Genomic DNA, 17334 nt, shown 5'->3' with positions numbered 1-17334 from the left:
GGCTTCAGTTAGCAGTGTTGTTCTGGCGAAATTCAGTAGGCGTACACTGCTGAATTTCCCGGAACGCTCGGTTGAATGAACTCAGGGTTCGGTACCCCACATCCAGTGCAATATTGAGGATTGGAGTTTCGGGTTCGGCGATCAAGCGCTCTGAAGCTTCAGCAATTCGGAGCTGGTTAATGTAGTCGTTAAAGTTGCGATAGCCCAATTGCTTGTTGATCAGCGCCCGAGTGCGATATTCCGGAAGTTCGAGTTTTCCCGCCAACATTTTTAACGTCAGGTGTTCTGTCCGGTAATACCTTTCGTCCATCAGGCTTGTGAGGCGAGCTATGTGCTCATGTTGGGGGGGTGCCTGGGTGTCGGTTTCCGGTGCCTGCACGGGGTGTTCGGTTTTCACAATCGGGGGAGGGCCGCTGCGGAACGAGAGGTCGCTGAACCGGCCTTTTAGAAGGAAGGTCGCTATAGCAACTCCCGTAACCGAAACTACCAGTGCCCGGTTAACGGCATAGGCAGCGTCCAGATTGAATGCCAAAGCTACAAGTGCCACGGCGGTGCCGGCTACAACCAGAACGAACGCGCGCAGCTTTCGCCGGGGTTCCACCAGATCCGCCGACCAATCAGCGATTACCGCCCAAAATCCGTTGGCGATGATAAAGAACTCGAACACCTCCCCCAGATCCCAGCCAAAGAAAAGCAGAAGCCCTTCTGCGTTCTGATGGGTGGAAAATAACCTTGCTATGGAGGGCGCTATCACACTGTAGAGTGCCATCGCGCTCCACACGGAAAACACGTTTAACCGCTGGCGGAAGGTTGCCTGGCAGAGCAGCCAGAACAGGGCCGGCAGCATGCCTTGCAGGTTCAGGGTGAGCCACTGCCAGTGAACAGGCGTGAGCGGGTGGAGCAGAAAGCCGAAACTGGCGATGAGAAAAACCGCGAATACCCGCGCTGCAGATGAATGTTGCAGTTCCCGGGTTGTTGCGATCAGCAGAATAACCAGGCAAGCCAGCCCAAAGCCGGTCAAAATCAGCATGCTTATAATACTCGACGCTGTTTATTGTTGTTTGTACTAGACGGATGCAAACATGTCACTCAGGCGTGCCGGTGTCAATTACGACATGCGATACGTCACGTAACGGCCCGGCAGAGAGACTTTGCAGCAAAGCGAAAGGGAGGGTAGTAGCTTGGGTCAGGCTACGTCAGCCAGAGATTTTGAGCACAACAGCGTGCCCTTCTTCGTTGCCCGACCCCAGTTTAACCACGCTTCCCGGCGTAGTGCCGAGCAATGCAAGGCCGAAGGGGGAGCCTATGCAGACGTCATCTTTTTCGGCTTCCGGGCAGGAGCCGGAATCTGTTAGGCGAAAGGTAAGTTCCGATGAATCCAGGCAGTTGATCAGCGTTACCGTACTGCCAATCATGGCGGTGTTTTCGGGGGGGATAACGGGGTTTCTGTAAAGCCTTCCCAGTTTTGCATTAAGCGTTGCGATATCACGTGAACCCAGGTTAAAACCCACATTCATCATCATGTCTGTATCTCTGCTCACCGGCTAATTAAAGGAAATCGAAAGGAGGCATAAAGAAACTATGGAAAGCTCCTTCACTGAGGTTGCCGGCACCATAGCACCTTTGGATTTAAAGGCAAGGGTGGGTCATGTTGCCGCGCCAGAGTTGAACCAGCCCGGCTCTGAACTAAACTGCAGTTTGACCTGAAGTGCGCATAGCCGGGGAGCAGGCAATTAGATGAGTGTAGGTAAGAGGGGGGTAACCCAGGATTTGAAAGGCTTGTCGCCGGCTTATTTTGGCATGGTGATGGCAACGGGTATTATCTCCTTAACCGCCCACATGCTGGGTTTTGATGTGGTTGCCAAGGGTTTGCTCTACCTTAACCTTTGTTTCTATGCGGCATTATGGGCCGCCACACTCTCACGCTTGGTGCTCTTCCGTCAGGCGTTTTTCCTCGATGTGATAGACCATCTTCGTGGCCCTGGCTTTTTTACGCTACCTGCTGGCTCCAGTGTGCTTGGCAGCCAATTTATCATGTTGACGGATTTCACCCTGGCCGGGCGCGTGCTCTGGGTGTTCGCGATTCTGCTGTGGTTGGCGCTGACCTACACCATTTTTACAGCGTTCACGGTAAAAGAAGAAAAGCCGCCTCTGGATAAGGGCATTACCGGCGGATGGTTGCTGGCGGTGGTGGCAACCCAGTCCATTGCGGTATTGAGTGCGTTAATTGCTGTGGATATGCCGCAACCCTACAAGCTGGGGATAAACTTTCTGGCGCTGTCTATGTGGCTTTGGGGCGGCATGCTGTATATCTGGATGATGTCGCTGATTTTCTACCGTTACACCTTTTTCAAGTTCTCTCCGGGCGATCTTGCGCCACCATACTGGATCAACATGGGAGCCATGGCCATTTCAACACTGGCCGGTTCCCTGCTGATTATGAATGTAAAAGATGCGCCGTTTCTGGATTCACTGCTGCCGTTTCTGAAAGGTTTTTCCGTGTTCTATTGGGCTACGGGAACCTGGTGGATACCCATGCTGTTTATCCTTGGGATATGGCGGCATGTGTACAAGAAGTTCCCACTGGAATATGACCCTCTATACTGGGGTGCGGTGTTCCCTTTGGGCATGTACGCCGCCAGCACCCACGAGATGGCGGCAGCTCTGGGCTTTCACTTCCTGGACTTTATCCCCACCAGTTTTTTCTACCTTGCGCTTGTTGCTTGGGCCGTTACATTCATTGGCTTGGTGCGGTCGTTCAGGCCGGCGAAGTTATCTGGCTGACGTTGCGAGCTGTGTCGGGCACATCACCAACAATCTGCTTTTGCATACGAAGGCTATTGAGCAAAACACAGAGGCTGCTGAGTGACATGGCAACGGCAGCAATAACCGGCTGAATCCAGCCCATCACTGCCAGCGGTATCACTAAGGCGTTATAGCCTACTGCCCAGAACAGGTTCTGATACATGAGTTTGCGCGCCCGTTGCGCCAATTGCAGAGTGGCGGGCACTTTGTCGATGCTTTCTGTTAGGTAGACAGCCGCAGCTGCCCCTGTCGCAGAGGCAGCATTTCCCACGGCAATGCCAAGCCTGGCGCCGGCCAGGGCCAAACCATCGTTGAGGCCATCCCCCACAAATACAGTGGGTGTCTGCTTTTCCAGATTGTCGATAAAGCTGTGCTTCTGTTCCGGGGAATACTCTGAGAGCACATGCTCTGGTGGAATGCCCAAGCGACTGGCCAGATCGAGGCAGGCTTTGCGGGTATCACCACTGAGTATATAGATAGCGTAGCCCTGGTTGATCAACTGGCGAATAGTGGCTGCCGATTCCGGTCTGAGGGTTTCCTGAAACCCGATCTTGCCCGCGTAGAGACCATTGAAAGCGAGATGAACGCTCATTCCGGTGTCTTCGGTAGGTGGCATATCAACCCCCTGTTCCCGAAGCCAGCTGGCGCGCCCGGCCAAGGCAGTATTCCCGTTGCTTATCCAGCGGGTACCGGCGCCGGCGAAGCTCTCCCGCGTTCCTTCGGGGGCGGGTGTATGCGGCGCTGTTGTTTTCGCCATCAGCCCCCGGGCAACCGGGTGTGCTGACTCACTAAGCGTGCTCTGTGCCAGCTTCAGCAATTCACCTTCCGTCCACTGGCCAGCGGGTATGATGCTGTCGAGGCTGGGCTCGCCGGTGGTTAATGTACCGGTTTTATCAAAAACAATCGCGCCCACTTCTGCAGCCGCCTCAAGTGCCGCGGGGTCCTGCAATACAATACCGCGACTGATCATAGTGGCATGGCCCATGGTGATCACCAGCGGAATGGCCAGGCTAAGGGCGCAGGGGCAGCTGATAATCATCACCGCAAGTCCGCGGGCTGCTGCTTCTGGCATCGGAACGCCTTGAACAAGGGCTAGCCCCACAGCCAGGGTGGCTGCGATCACAATAACGGGTAAAAGGATGCGGGCAATCCGGTCGGTGAGGCGTTGAAGGGTGGTTTTACGACTAAGTAGGGCGCTGATGGAGCGCGATAATTGGTCGATGCGGCGTTGCCCGGAGCTTGCGGTTACTATCAGCTCCAACTCACCTTCAACCAACTGACAGCCCGCCAGCATGTCTGCGCCCGGCCCGAGAGGTTGTGGCATGTGCTCCCCGGTCAGCATGGACAGATCGGCCTGGCCATGCCCTTGAGCAATCTGGCCGTCCAGCGCCAGTTGTTCACCTGCTCGGAGAATAATCCGCTCGCCGGCTTTAATGTCCTTGGCTGGGCGAGTTTCCCGTGTTCCGTCAGAAGCTTTGAGTGTGACCTGCTCGGGAACCTGTTGAAGATAGCGGCGAATGATTTCCGAAGCGCGTCGGCGCACGCTGGTATCCAGCAATCTTGCGATCAGCTGGAAAGTGATCAGCATAACGGCCGCATCGAAATACACGTGGTAGCTGCCTGCAAAGAGCTGCCATGTGGAGATGATGCTTGCCGCGAAAACGGCCAGAAAGATAAGGCTATCGAGGCCCGGTGCGCCGGCAAGGAGAGTGCGCCAGCCCACCCGGTAGAAGTGAGAACCTGAGTAAAACAAAACCGGCGCCGCGAACAGGCCGCTGGCGATGGCAAGCGGCCATAGGACTTCCGGTTCTACTGCACCCAAGGGTGCGAGATAGATTAGCAGCGCCGGCATCATGCTCCACATGCCAAACACCACGGCAACCGCCAGTCGGCGTTGTAGATGCTTGCGCACCGATTCCGCCTGGAGCTTGCTGCGATCTGGATCAACCGAGCTATGTAGGCGGTATCCCAGGCGAGCTACGGCTTGTTGAAGATTCGCCAGAGGGGGCTTTTCTTTGTCCCAGCAAATCATCGCTACGTCTGCAGCGAAATTAACGGCCGCATCACTCACGCCAGGTTGTTTTTTCAGTAATGCTTCAACAGCAATCGCACAGCTGCCACAGCGCATCCCTTCAATCATCAAGATGTCCTGATTCTGTTGTTCCTGCGCTGTGTTTCTGCTGTTAGTTGCCATCTCAGGGTTCTCCAAAAACCTCCTTCAGTTCCTCGGCAGACCAGTCGCCGCGTTGGCCGAAACGATCCACGTGCTCAGTGACAATGGACGGATCGATTTCGCCGGCGCTATTGCCCCACTCGTTACGGGCATAGCTCAGGACAGCAGCCAGCTCCGCATTGGAAAGGGATCCACCGAATTTGGGCATAACGCCCTGGTAACTACTGCCGGCCACTTCGATTTTTCCTTGCAGGCCATCGTGAACGATAGCCACGGGAATAGCCGCGTCTGCCAGCAGCCATTCGCTTTCAGCCAGTGGCGGGAAGGCACCCGGCACACCTTGCCCGTTGGCCTGATGGCAGGCGCTGCATTGAGCGTTGTAAATGGCCTTTCCGTTTGGCTTTGCAGCCGCTGTACTGCTGCCAGAATCTGAGCTCTCTGAGGCTTCAGCGCCGCTGCTGGCCGCGGAATTGTCGGCAGGTTTTGATTCCTGCTGCACAGTTGCCACCGCTGAGCGGCTGTCACCACCCAGCATCGGCTTGCCAATCTGCCAGGCGTAATATCCCACGCCCCACACAATCAGTATGGCGATCCAGGCCAATACGATCTTTGGCGTAGCGCGTGTGCCTTCTTCCGGTTCGGGCGCTTCACGATATTGAGCGCGATGATCATGCTGGTTCATGGCGCGCGGTTCTCCTTGGGCTCATCGGAATTTGGCGGCTTTTTCGGCAAAGTCGGTGCCGGGTATGTGTGGTCAAGGGCGAGCATGTACTCCGCCAATGCCAGCGCATCTTCAGTGGCGACAATTGTTCCGGTTTCGGGGCCGTAGGGCGGTGGTATATTCACCACCTTGTCGCCTTCTGCCGGTTCGTCTACATGACGGAACAGGAAGGGGTAGGAAGGCATGATGCTTCCTTTGATAATCGCCCTCGGGTTGTACAGGTGCATTAACTGCCAGTCGATACTGGGCTGGCGGGCACCGATGTTGAACAGGTCCGGGCCGGTGCGCATGGTGCCCAGCAGATGGGGTTCATCGTAAGCGTAGTCGCCCGGTACCGATGGGCGGCCCCATCCCCGGTCTTTGTCTCCCGGTGCGAAGCTCGGGTCTCGGGGCTGCTGGCTGTGGCAGTAGACACAGCCGTTTGCGATATAGACCTGCCGCCCACGCTGTTGTTGTTCCGTGTAAGGCTTGAGATCCGGCGGAACCTGCTCCGCAGACATTTGCAGGTAGGGCATGACCACCAAAGTAAGCGTGGCCAGCAATAGAATCAGAGCTGCCCCGACCATGATTGCGAGAGCACGTTTCATTGAGCGTTCTCCTTGGTGGCTGGGCGGAAGAGGGTTGGTTGTTCAGTGGCGGCACCACTGCGCATTAACATAGCGATGAAATGGAACGCGAACACCAGGTGCCCCAGTGTCATCAGAGCACCACCAACGGTGCGGGCCTGAAGTGCGGGCAGTGTCATTTTCACTATGTTCATGAACGGCATGGCGGCATCAAGCAGTGCAACGCCTTGCTTCCAACCGGCAACAGTCAGGGATACCACGTAAATCAGAATGCCAATACTCACCAGCCAGAAGTGTAGGCTGATCAGCTTGCGCCAGGGCCATTCCCAATTTGTAAGGCGAGGCATAATGAAATACACGGCGCCAAACAGGATAAAGCTCAGGAAGGCGTACATGCCCAAATGCGCATGGGCCACGGTGTAGTGGGTGAAGTGGGTTATCACGTTGATGCTGCGAAGAGCTTCCATAGAGCCTTGAAGCGACGCCACGGTATACATGAGCGCGCCGATCCATACAAAACGCAGGGTTGGTGAATCTTTCAGACGGCTGAAGTTGCCGATCATGGTGCCGTGATGGTTGATGGCAACGGTAATCACTGGAATCGACATCATCACGCTGTGGACGATGGAAAGCGTCACCAGCCAGGTTGGAATAGGCCCGCCAATCAGGTGGTGAATACCCACTTGGCTATAGAATAGAGCCAGTGACCAGAAGCCGATCAGCGATAGCTGGTAGGAGATAATCGGCTTACCGAGAATTTTCGGAATCATGTAATACGCAATGCCAATGCCGATGGGCGTTACCCAGAGACCAAGCACGTTGTGAGCGAACCACCAGTTAACCGTGGCGCCAGAGGCACCGGGAAAGGCGAAAGGCAGGTTGGCAATGAGGAACAGGAAGGGAAACCACACCAGCGCCGCCATCAGGTACCAGCTTGTTACATAGAGATGTTCCACTTTCCGGTTGGCGGCGGTTAGTAGCAATGGCACAGCACACAGGGCACCGCCCACTACAAACAGAATGTCGATTTGCCAGGGAAACTCCAGCCACTCCTCGCCATCAGAAAGCCCCAGCGTGATGGCACTCAAACCCAGAACCAGGCCGATATTCCAGATAAAGCCGCCAATAACAGCGTACTTGCCGCCTACTAACGGGGTTTTGAACAACCTTGGGATCAGGAAAAGCGCCACGCCAATACCCGCCATGGACGCCCAGCCATAGGTTACGGCGTTCAGGTGTACAGGGCGAATCCGGCCAAAGGTAAGAAATTCACTGGCCGTCAAAAACTCGGGGAGGTGCATTTTAATGGAGGAGGCCAGGCCAAAAAACGAGCCCAGAAGCAGCCAGAAAACCGATGAGCTGAGCCAGGTCAATACCGCGGTTCTGGAGGATTGATCAGCTGTCCAGCGTGCCTCAATGGCCGCTGTCTGTTCGCTGGTATCACCGGTGAAAGGTTCGTCAGCGGCCCGCGCAGGGTCCTCGCTGTGGCCTTCCTCACCCGGGGAGAAGATAGTGCGTGCCGCGGCCTGACCATGGCTGAACTGATTGTTGGCGATCGACCAGATCAGTAGCAGCAAACCAACCGTGGAAAGCACGAAGGTAATGATCAGGAGAATGGCGATGGTAGGCGTCATAGTCTGTCCTGTTGATGCATTACAAATACACCTTAATCAAAGCCGACAACCGAAAGCAAGTAAAAGCGGGCTCTAAAAACAGTATTTGTATTCGTTTGGAAGATAACGAGGGGTCGCACTACAGTAACGCGACAAGCCTGATTGAACGATGGTTGTCGTTGTTCTAAGTCAAGTCCGGGTGGTTGTGTGAAGGTTTACGCTTTAGCGGTGGTGCACTGTACCTCCGGTGAAAGGTGGACTAGTCTTGAAAAGAAAAAACACTTGGTTTTTTCGTGTAGTACCAGCTTCCAGCTTCGACAAAATGCTCGGTGATAAAAATAACGCCAATGAGGGTATTTTCGATGTTTACTCGCCTGATAACGCAATCATTAGCGATTGCCGGATTATCTGTGTTTTTGCTCAGTGGTTGTTTTGATGGATCCAATAATAGTTCCTCAAACCCACCAGATCTTGACCTTATCAGTCTTTCCAGCGCGCCGAACCAAGTCAGTGGTAATACGGTACTGGTTGGACTGGAGGGTGATGCAACAACCGTTTCCAGAGAAATGAACAGCCTGAAATTCTGGCTCAACGATGCGATGGTCAACCCGGAAGTACGGACAGGTCGAAATGGCCCGGAGATTCTGATAGTGGGCCTCGTTGAAGGTGAAAACCGGCTGGAGTTGCACCATAGTGAATCCGGCCCTTTGAGTGACCTTACCCTGACTGTTCACCCAGTGAGCGGGCCAATATTTTCTGGTCCCCAGCAGTACCCCTTTGTCTGTACCGTTACAACCGAGCTGGGAAAGCAGCCATTGGTTGATACCGAAGGCGATACCGGCTTCCCGGTTATGGATAGCGGTGCTAACAAGATAGGTTTGAGCAAGGATTGTTCGATCGAGCCTTATGTGGAGTTTGTCTATCGCACAACTGGCGGTAGCTGGGCTGTTTTGCCTGACGATGGTTCCCGGCCTGCAGATATGGCCACCACAGAGCTGACCAACGGTGACACCGTCGATTTCATCGTACGCCAGGAGCGGGGCACTATTAATCGGTTTATCTACAGCTTTGCCACACTTGCCAATCTTGGGGATGAGCCGGATGACACATCGGTTGCAAACTGGAATGGCCGGCTGTTGTTCCACTTTCAGGGCGGTGTTGCCATAGGGCATTCACAGGGCCGTGTTAGCAACAGCCGAGCGTTGCGCCCAGATGCCCTTGCTAAGGGTTATGCCATTATTTATTCCACCGGTACCAAAGCAGACACCCACTACAACCTTCAAGTAGGTGGCGAAACGGCATTGATGGTGAAGGAACACTTCATCAAGCGCTTTGGTGTGCCTGAGTACACAGTGTCCGTTGGCGGATCTGGTGGCGCTATCCAGCAGTACGTTTATTCCCAGAACCATCCTGGCTTGCTGGATGCAGGTATGCCGCAGTACTCCTATCCCGACATGGTCACCCAGACCATTCACATCGGTGACTGTGAGTTGCTGGAGTACTACATGGACGTTACGGATAAAGACAATACCAAGTGGCAAACTACCAAAAACCGTTCCTGGTTGGTGGGGCTTAATGCTACCGACGACTACCCGGACCCGCTGGCCGGCGCTAAAGCAATGCTTGGGTATAGCACAGCGCCGGGCATGACCGAATGCATTCCGGCCTGGCGCGGGCTTACACCTTTGGTAATGAACCCACTGTTCGGGGAAGCTCGAAATCAGGAGTTAATGGAGCCTGCTGGTGTGATGGGTACCGTGGAATGGTCTCATTATGACGATTTGAGAAATATCTACGGCGTTGATGAGAACGGCGACCCGCGCACCTTGTACGACAACGTTGGCGTCCAGTACGGCCTCGGAGCATTGGTTGATGGCAAAATCACCAAAACCGAGTTTCTCAAACTGAACGCGCAGGTTGGCGGATGGAAACATCCGTCCGAAATGGTGCAGGAGGGCTTTCCGTTTATTGGTACGGAAGCAGACGTCTTTGCTGATCCAACCAAGTTCGACCCTTGGAGCTCCCGCAACATGAACCTGAGTGCCGATGGTACGGCGCCAGCACCTCGCACTGAGGGTGATTTGTTAGCGATTCAGGCGGCCTATGACGTTGGGATGGTCTTCGACGGCCAACTCAATATTCCGGTTATAGATTGGAGGCACTACTTGGAGGAAGTGCTGGATATGCACAACAGTCACCAGTCCTTCTCAGTGCGCCAGCGCATCATCAACAAGATGGGAGACTCAGGTAACCAGGTAATCTGGTTTACCGACGGCAGGCCAACCGACACTTCCGATGGAAACAGACCGAGGCCGGATAAAAGCTCAGACCCAACCATGGATGCGCTGGGTGTGCTGCACGACTGGCTGATGAATATGCGTGAGAATCCCGAGCTGAGTATCGCCGACAACAAGCCGGCGGCAGCGGTAGATAGCTGCTATAAAGCGGATGGTTCTCTTATCGCCAAGGGAGACAGCGTATGGAACGGCATTCTTGATGACCAGCCTGATGGCGCTTGTACTGCCGAGTTTGAAACCTACTCTACATCCCGTATCGTGGCCGGTGGGCCGATTGAAGGCAGTGTATTCAAGTGCGCGCTCAAGCCGGTTACAACCGCATTGGGTGACGACACCTACGGAACCGTTTCATTCACGGAGCCCGAGATTACGAGACTAAACGAAATCTTCCCTGATGGTGTTTGCGACTACAGCCAGCCAGATCAAGGACGCCCCGCAGGCTAAATGAAACCCGGAAGAGTCAGCTCAACGGTGGCTCTTCCGCGTCCATAAACGTTTCAATAGGCTGTGGAACCCCGAAGAAGTAACCCTGTAGGCAAACGTGAGGATGCAGGGTTGCGAGAAAATCTGCATGAACTTGAGTTTCGATACCCTCCGCAACGACGCGAGCGCCCATGGTGTCGCCAATCCTTACAACCATTTCAACAATGTTGGCGTTCATAGGCTCATTGGGAGCTAAAAGCACGAAGCTGCGGTCAATTTTGACCTCGGATATAGGCAGGCGTTGCAAACGGGATAGCGATGAATAGCCGGTTCCAAAATCATCGAGTGAGAAGGTGCACCCAAGGTTGCGCAAGGCTTCCATCTTTTGGATAACGGATTCCAGATCGTCAGCTGAAACGCTTTCTGTGAGTTCCAGGGTAAGCAGCTCAGCGGGAAACTCGGACGCGGCTAACAGGTTTTTCACGGCTGCTACAAAATCATCTTCTGCGAAGTGCTTAATCGATATGTTGATGGCGCAGCGAAGCTCGGGATGAGTCCTGTGAACTTCGACCATTTTCTCCATGGATTTGCGCAGAATCCACCGTTCGACCTTCACAATTTGCCGGGTATTTTCCGCAAGAGGGATGAACTCGCCCGGGCCCAGAAGACCGCGTTCGGGGTGACCCCAGCGAACCAGAATCTCAAGCCCGTAGAGAACCCTCTCTGGAGACAGTTGGGGCTGTGCGTACAGCAGCAGTTCATCGCGCTCTAGCGCCCGCTTCAGCTCCGATTCAATCTGTAGCTGGTGGCGAATTTGATCACTCATGGAATCTTCAAAAATCGCGATTGGCCGATTAGCCGCTTTGGCACTGCGATGTGCGGTTTCCGCGTGTTGAAGGGCGGATGTTGGAGAGTCTGAGCTGTCGGTAGGGTATAAGGCGGCACCAACTGTGACTTCAAGGTGGAGAGCGGGGTTGTCGCCATTTTGAATGGGCTCGGTCAGGCTGTTCTGGATACGATCGTATAAACCCAGCACAACCCGATACGCATCATCAATGGCCCACTGCTTAGGCGCCAGAACAATACCAAACTCGTCGCCAGAGAGTCTGGCTATGGAGTCGTCAGTGAACACAGCGCGGCGCAGGCGTTTGGCGAACTCTCTGATCACTGAGTCACCGGTTTTAAAGCCGAAGGTTTCGTTGATATATCGGAAATTATTGATATCCACCACGAGGACGGCGGTAGACTCACTGCCACGAGTGCAGAATTTCAGCACGGTACCAAGCTGACTCAGGAACAGAGCCCGGTTTGAAAGGCCTGTAATCGGATCGCGCCACTTCAGTTCTTCCAGTCGCTGCTCTGTCTCTTTTACGCTGGATATATCATTAAACACCACAACGTAGTGCGTGACATCATTGTTGATTGAGCGAATAGTGCTGATGGTTCGGAGTTCCGGGTAGAGCTCTCCGGATTTTCGGCGGCTATGAAGCTCTCCAGACCAGTGGTCGTGCTCCGTTAGATGCTTGCAGATGCTGTCCAGGCCAAGTTGAGAATCTATATCTTTGCTCAGATTCGCGTAGCTCATATTGAGTACGTCTTTTTCGGAATACCCGGTAATGCGGGAAAACGCAGAGTTCACTGCGATGATGGTGCTGTTGGCGTCCAGGAGGATAATGCCTTCCGAGGTTGCCATGAAGACTCTTTCGAACAGGTTATTGCCAGGCTGTCCGGAGTTGGCCAGCTTTTCAATCTGTTCTTTGAGTTCTTGGTTCAGAGCCGTGATGTGATCAAGCATACCGCTGAGGGAAATGTGGGTGCGCACCCTGGCCCTCACGGCAGGCAAGCGGATCGGCTTGTGGATATAGTCAACGGCGCCGGCTATATATCCTTTCTCTTCTGATTTCGAGTCGCTCAGGGCTGTGATAAATATAACCGGTATATGCTGCAAATCGCGCCTGGCTTTCAGGTCGCGACACATCTGGAGCCCATCCGTTCCCGGCATCATGATGTCCAGCAGAATCAGGTGGGGTTTGTCGCTTTGTTCAAGAATGCGCATGGCTTCAGCAGCGCTGGATGCGACCACCAGATCATAATCCTTGCTGAGGGCATCTGTCAGAACACGAATGTTGGTCGGTTCATCGTCAACAACCAGAATCTTTGGGTTGCCGCTTAACCCGAACAGCTCTGATCCATCGTGCATGATAAATTCAAGGTAAGGGTCTGACACAGTTGCGCCCTCCATCTTCCTTGGCCTCATATAGACGCCTGTCTGCGGCTTCGATCAATTCGGCGGCATTTGACAAAGATGACGGCTGAATGGCCGAGCAACCTACGGATATGGTGAAAGGGGTGCAGGTTTTCGCACGTTTCGGGCAGCTCTGACATTCTGCCCGAATGGACTGGATCAGGTTGTTTGCCGCCAATACAGTGCTTTGCAGATCGGCCCCGGGTATAAGCGCGACAAACTCGTCACCTCCGAGGCGCGCAACCACCTCACCAGCCCGTGCGAAGCTGGTATTCATGGTAGCTGCGAGCTTTTGCAGGCACAAATCGCCCTGGGCGTGACCATGCTGATCATTGATCTGCTTGAAATGGTCCAGATCGACCAGTACCAGTCCAAGGGTGTTGTTCTGGCGCCAGGCTCGTCGCCACTCCAGATCAAGGTGCTGGTTGAACAGGCGCCTGTTGCCAATCCCGGTTAAGGGGTCAATAAGAACTGCTTCTGCCAACATGTCGGTTTTGCGCTTAAGGTCAATAAACGTCGATACTTTGGAGCTTAGTATGGTTTTATTGAACGGCTTCAGCACATAGTCTGTTGCGCCATGCCGAAAAGCCTCCTCAATATCCCGTGTATTGTCAGAAGCGGAAATGCAGATAACAGGCACGTAGGCATACCGTTCAGACGCCCTGAGCTCGTTTAGAAAGTCGAGCCCGGAGCCATCGGGCAGGTACAGGTCGAGAAGCACTATGTCTATTTCGTCGGACAGGAGCTCTTTTGCTTCGGCCAGGCTCTGGCTGATGATCAGCTCACAAGCGTCCCCCAGAATGCCAACGAGGCTGGCAATGCCTACGGGTTCATCTTCTACGATCAGCACCGTTGGTGCTCTATTTATACTCATCAGGCTAACTGCCCCGGACTTCAAGTTTGATCTTCGACAGCAAATCAGTGGCCTCGCTAAATTTGTAGGTTTCAAGTGCCAGGCGCAGGCGCGTTGCAAGGGTGGTTTCGCCATTCTCGCGCAGAAATTCCAACACCTGATCGATGTCACCGTCACTCGCAATACGGTTGCCGGCCAGTCGCTGCATCATCCGTTCAATGATCTGATTCACGGGTTCGCTTGTCATAATAGCAGTCCGCCCTGTGGATTCTGCGGCGCTGGCCATTTCAGAAAGCTGCTGAATATGCTCTATCAGAGTTGTCAGAAGCATTTCCGGCCCGAGTCCTGAGCTGCCCGATTCCGCGGCCTCTTCAACCTTATCCGCAACCTTGGCTAATTCTATGTCAGCGATATTGGCCGCCGCCCCTTTAATTTTGTGAGCAATGGCCTTGGTCGCTGCCCGATCGTTTTGCTCCACGCAGTGCTCAAGAGCAGCGATCATCTCTGTGGAGCTAGCCAGAAAGCTGCGCAGGCAACGGTTGAACAGGCCGGGGTCGGCTCCGAATAGGGTCTGGTACTCAGATCGGGATATAAAATCAGGCAGTTGAGCATTGGATGTTTGTTCCGGCGGTTTTGCCGCCCGTGCCGGGGAAGAAGATTCGCCGCTAGCGGCATGGTCTTTGAAAAAGGCTTGAAGCAACCTTTGAATGTCTCCGGGAAGAACAGGTTTGGTCAGATAGTCGTCCATACCCGCGCTGTACGCGCTGCTGCGGTCGTGTTCGGATATTGAAGCAGATAGCGCGGCTATGATCGGCTGGCTGATACCCTCGTGGCTTCGAATCTGGCGGGTAATGTCCTGTCCTGTTTCACCGTCCAGATGAAGATCCATCAGAACTAGATTGAATGGGCGGCTTTCCAGGCACTGCACGGCGTCGGCGCCGTTGTGGACAGACTCGGATTGCACACCAAAAGAGCTTAGGTAGCTTGCAACAATTCCGCAATTGAGCTGTACGTCATCAACGATCAGTACCCTCAGGTCGTGGAATATGGGGCGAGGAGTTGATGTGAGTGTGTGCTCTTCCAACTGCTTTGGTGCGAGATGCTCGAACAGCTTGGAGGGGGTTAGAGGTTCATAGGCTGTGCGGCCGCCGGCATCCTGAAACTCAATCATCCAGTTTTGCTTGAAGCCGGCAGGTACAACCACCAGAAGCCCTTTTATTTGGTATTGCTCTGGTGTCGCCAACAGTTCCTGTACAAATCCTTTGGCGATCTCTGTTTCTAGATCGTCCATATCGACGATCACCATTGACGGCTTGGCACTCCCTTCGCCAGGCGCCGCTGCCAATATGGACTTGATCTCATTCAGGGATGCGGCTTTCGTCAGCTCCAGAGACCAGTGTTCGCGGTAGGCTTCCAGCAGGGATAGGTTGTGGTTCATGCCATAGTGATAGACTTGGATAGGGCTTGTAACATGGCGGGTGCCGATGCTCTTCTCATTCTCGGCCAGAGCAACCGGGATCATCAGGGTAAACTTGGAACCCTGGTTTTCGGCGCTTTCCAGGCTGAGCGTCGCGCCCATGAGTTTTGCGAGATGGTTGCTGATTGCCAAGCCCAGGCCCGAGCCGCCGAATACGCGGCTGGTGGATTCATCGGCTTGACGAAAGTTCTCGAAAACCCGCTGTTGGTCCTCTTCCCTGATCCCTATGCCGGTATCTTTCACCGTGATTTTCAGAACTCCATGGGTCTCGTCTGTGCTGCTAAATCCGATGCTCACACTCACGCTACCTTCCTGGGTGAACTTGATTGCGTTCCCGACCAGGTTGGTGCATATCTGGGAGATTCGCAGGAGGTCGCCTGTGACACACCTGGGCGTGGACGGTGCAATGTTTACCCGCAGTTTCAACCCTTTCTCTTCTGCTGTGATGGCGAACAACTCAACGCTGCGCTGAACCAGCGCTTCGATTTCAAACGGCTGATAATCCAGTTCGATATGGTCTGCTTCAATTCTGGACAGGTCCAGAATGTCATTCAAAAGCTGCAACAACACTTCTGAGGCCAGGAATGCTTTGCTTACCAGGCGGCGGGAATGGTCGTTAAGATGGGCCTCTTTCAAAAGCACCAACATGCCGATAATGGCGTTCATTGGTGTGCGGATTTCGTGGCTCATGTTGGCAAGGAATGCTGTTTTTACCTTTACAGCAGATTCGGCTTCAAGCTTCTGCATGTTCAGTTCTGCAGTCTTCTCGATAACCTCCTGCTCGGCTCGCCGTTTGGCGTTGGAGAGCAGGAGGAAGGCAGCCAGTATGAGCCCATTGATGATCAGGCCACTGACCAGAATGGCTGCAGGCTGTTTGCTGACGTTGTATTTCTCGAAAAGTTGGGTTGTCTGCACCTCAAATTGCCATTCCCGCCCATAGATATCGAGAGAGTAGGAGGCCTGGAACATGGGTGAGGTGTCGTAGTTATTCTCCGCTGTTTCACTGAACTCGCTGTAAAGCTGGTGGTCGCCATCACTGATCTGAAAGTGCAGCAACCGGTTCGTGTTTGCCAGGGTGCCTCCCATCAGCCGGGAAACAAGAAAAGGCGCGTACACAAGGCCAAGGAAGTCAGCTTCCTTATTCTCTTGTTGTTGCGCACCCTGGGTACGATAGAAGGGATGGAAAAACAGAAAGCCTGGCTTCTTTTCGTCATCCTGAACCAGCGCTATGGGACCAGTAATTTGGGTTTGGCCTGTGCGCATCGCTTTCTGGGCTGCAGTGAAACGGTTCGATTCGTGTGCCATATCGAGGCCAATGGCGGCTTCGTTTCCGGCGAGAGGTTCAAGGTAGGTGATGGGCCAGAAGTCTGAACCCGTGTGAGGCGGGTGAACACCAAAGCCCGGGCGCTCTTTTCGCTCTTCTGCAAGATAGGCCTCAAGGTCACTTTCCGGCACCCTTTTGATAACGCCAATGCCGCGAACCCCCGGCATCCGGTCTTGCACGGCAAGAACCTCTGCAAATTTCCGCCACTGGGTGAGCGAGAGGCTATTGTTGTTTGCGCGGATGGCACCTGCCCCGGAAATCAACGCAAACTCGTATTTTTGCATCCGGTCCAGCAACAGTTCATTGAGCTGTTCAATTCTTTGGTCAAACTGATCTTCCGCTCTGGCATCGGCAATCTGTGAAGAGATCTGCCAGGCTGCTACGGTGAGCAGAAAGGAAAGGCAGATGACTATCCAATGCAGTTTGGTTATCTGGGCTGCGGCGTCCCGGGTCTTTCCCATATACTGATCTGATAAGCGGTGAGTTTGAGTACCAAGAGTCAGGTTAGCTGAGGTCTCCGGGAAGTACTAGTAAGACAAAAAGTTAGGGGAGCTGGATGTGAGCCTGTATCGGTGTGAAATAAAGGAAGCTTATGAGCCCTGAAGAATGGCAGCAGGTTTTGGAGGTGATTCCAGACGTACGTGACGGTCTGACACGCACAGAGAGACTTATTCTGTACCTGATCCATGAAACCCAGAAAGAGCGGAACGGGCGGAACGTGCCTACCGTGATGCTTTATGGGCGGGTGCTGGAGTATGTCGATATGAGCGAAGCCGAACTGCATGTGTACCTCGACCGTCTGGGCGTGCGAGGTGATGGCACTCAATAGCGCCGCTA

General features: G+C 54.0%; 12 protein-coding genes. 3 read left to right on the top strand and 9 right to left on the bottom strand.

Annotation, left to right across the window (positions count from 1 at the left end; translation table 11 throughout):
* Positions 1-4 precede the first annotated feature (4 nt).
* Both Q0824_RS12130 and Q0824_RS12125 read right to left on the bottom strand, forming a co-directional pair.
* The gene (locus tag Q0824_RS12130; protein WP_298450832.1) at positions 5-1030 is read right to left on the bottom strand and encodes an AraC family transcriptional regulator; all 1026 of its coding nucleotides are present in this window, start codon (positions 1028-1030) and stop codon (positions 5-7) included.
* Positions 1031-1196: 166 nt separating this feature from the next.
* On the bottom strand, positions 1197-1523 hold the full coding sequence (locus tag Q0824_RS12125) for a GreA/GreB family elongation factor (protein WP_298450829.1): 327 nt from the start codon (positions 1521-1523) through the stop codon (positions 1197-1199).
* Positions 1524-1737: 214 nt separating this feature from the next.
* Between Q0824_RS12125 and Q0824_RS12120 the strand changes: the two genes are divergently transcribed.
* Positions 1738-2784 (top strand): tellurite resistance/C4-dicarboxylate transporter family protein, encoded by a 1047-nt coding sequence (locus Q0824_RS12120; protein WP_298450826.1) that lies wholly within the window; start codon positions 1738-1740, stop codon positions 2782-2784.
* Here Q0824_RS12120 and Q0824_RS12115 read toward each other — a convergent pair.
* From Q0824_RS12115 to Q0824_RS12100, 4 genes are read right to left on the bottom strand one after another with little or no spacing between them, the layout of a single operon-like run.
* Positions 2759-4999 (bottom strand): cation-translocating P-type ATPase, encoded by a 2241-nt coding sequence (locus tag Q0824_RS12115; protein WP_298450823.1) that lies wholly within the window; start codon positions 4997-4999, stop codon positions 2759-2761. The two genes, Q0824_RS12120 and Q0824_RS12115, sit on opposite strands and share 26 nt — an antisense overlap.
* Before the next feature lies 1 nt (position 5000).
* Entirely contained in the window at positions 5001-5660 is a 660-nt protein-coding gene (locus tag Q0824_RS12110; protein ID WP_298450820.1) for a cytochrome c, read from the bottom strand.
* Entirely contained in the window at positions 5657-6286 is a 630-nt protein-coding gene (locus tag Q0824_RS12105; RefSeq protein WP_298450817.1) for a cbb3-type cytochrome c oxidase subunit II, read from the bottom strand. Before Q0824_RS12105 ends, Q0824_RS12110 begins: the two co-directional genes overlap by 4 nt.
* On the bottom strand, positions 6283-7899 hold the full coding sequence (locus Q0824_RS12100) for a cbb3-type cytochrome c oxidase subunit I (protein ID WP_298450814.1): 1617 nt from the start codon (positions 7897-7899) through the stop codon (positions 6283-6285). The genes Q0824_RS12105 and Q0824_RS12100 overlap by 4 nt, the downstream gene beginning before the upstream one ends.
* 341 nt (positions 7900-8240) lie before the next feature.
* On the opposite strand from Q0824_RS12100, the gene Q0824_RS12095 reads away from it, so the two are divergent.
* Positions 8241-10619 carry a DUF6351 family protein gene (locus tag Q0824_RS12095; protein WP_298450811.1) on the top strand — a complete coding sequence of 793 codons (2379 nt, stop codon included), beginning with the start codon at positions 8241-8243 and terminating at the stop codon, positions 10617-10619.
* 16 nt (positions 10620-10635) lie between these two features.
* On the opposite strand, the gene Q0824_RS12090 is transcribed toward Q0824_RS12095, so the two are convergent.
* Genes Q0824_RS12090 through Q0824_RS12080 form a run of 3 tightly spaced genes read right to left on the bottom strand, consistent with a single transcriptional unit; the run spans position 10636 to position 16958 of the window.
* Positions 10636-12825, bottom strand: coding sequence for an EAL domain-containing response regulator (locus Q0824_RS12090; RefSeq protein ID WP_298450808.1), 2190 nt, complete (start codon positions 12823-12825; stop codon positions 10636-10638).
* Positions 12806-13717: a diguanylate cyclase gene (locus tag Q0824_RS12085; RefSeq protein WP_298450806.1), complete on the bottom strand. Its 912-nt coding sequence runs from the start codon at positions 13715-13717 to the stop codon at positions 12806-12808. Before Q0824_RS12085 ends, Q0824_RS12090 begins: the two co-directional genes overlap by 20 nt.
* 4 nt (positions 13718-13721) lie before the next feature.
* Positions 13722-16958 carry a CHASE domain-containing protein gene (locus tag Q0824_RS12080; RefSeq protein ID WP_298450802.1) on the bottom strand — a complete coding sequence of 1079 codons (3237 nt, stop codon included), beginning with the start codon at positions 16956-16958 and terminating at the stop codon, positions 13722-13724.
* Positions 16959-17089: 131 nt separating this feature from the next.
* On the opposite strand from Q0824_RS12080, the gene Q0824_RS12075 reads away from it, so the two are divergent.
* Positions 17090-17326 (top strand): hypothetical protein, encoded by a 237-nt coding sequence (locus Q0824_RS12075; RefSeq protein WP_298450799.1) that lies wholly within the window; start codon positions 17090-17092, stop codon positions 17324-17326.
* The last annotated feature ends 8 nt before the right edge of the window (positions 17327-17334 follow it).

The organism is uncultured Marinobacter sp. (assembly GCF_947488835.1).
Taxonomy (GTDB): domain Bacteria; phylum Pseudomonadota; class Gammaproteobacteria; order Pseudomonadales; family Oleiphilaceae; genus Marinobacter.
Note: the sequence above shows the minus strand (reverse complement) of the source record. Positions and strands in the feature narration are given on the sequence as shown.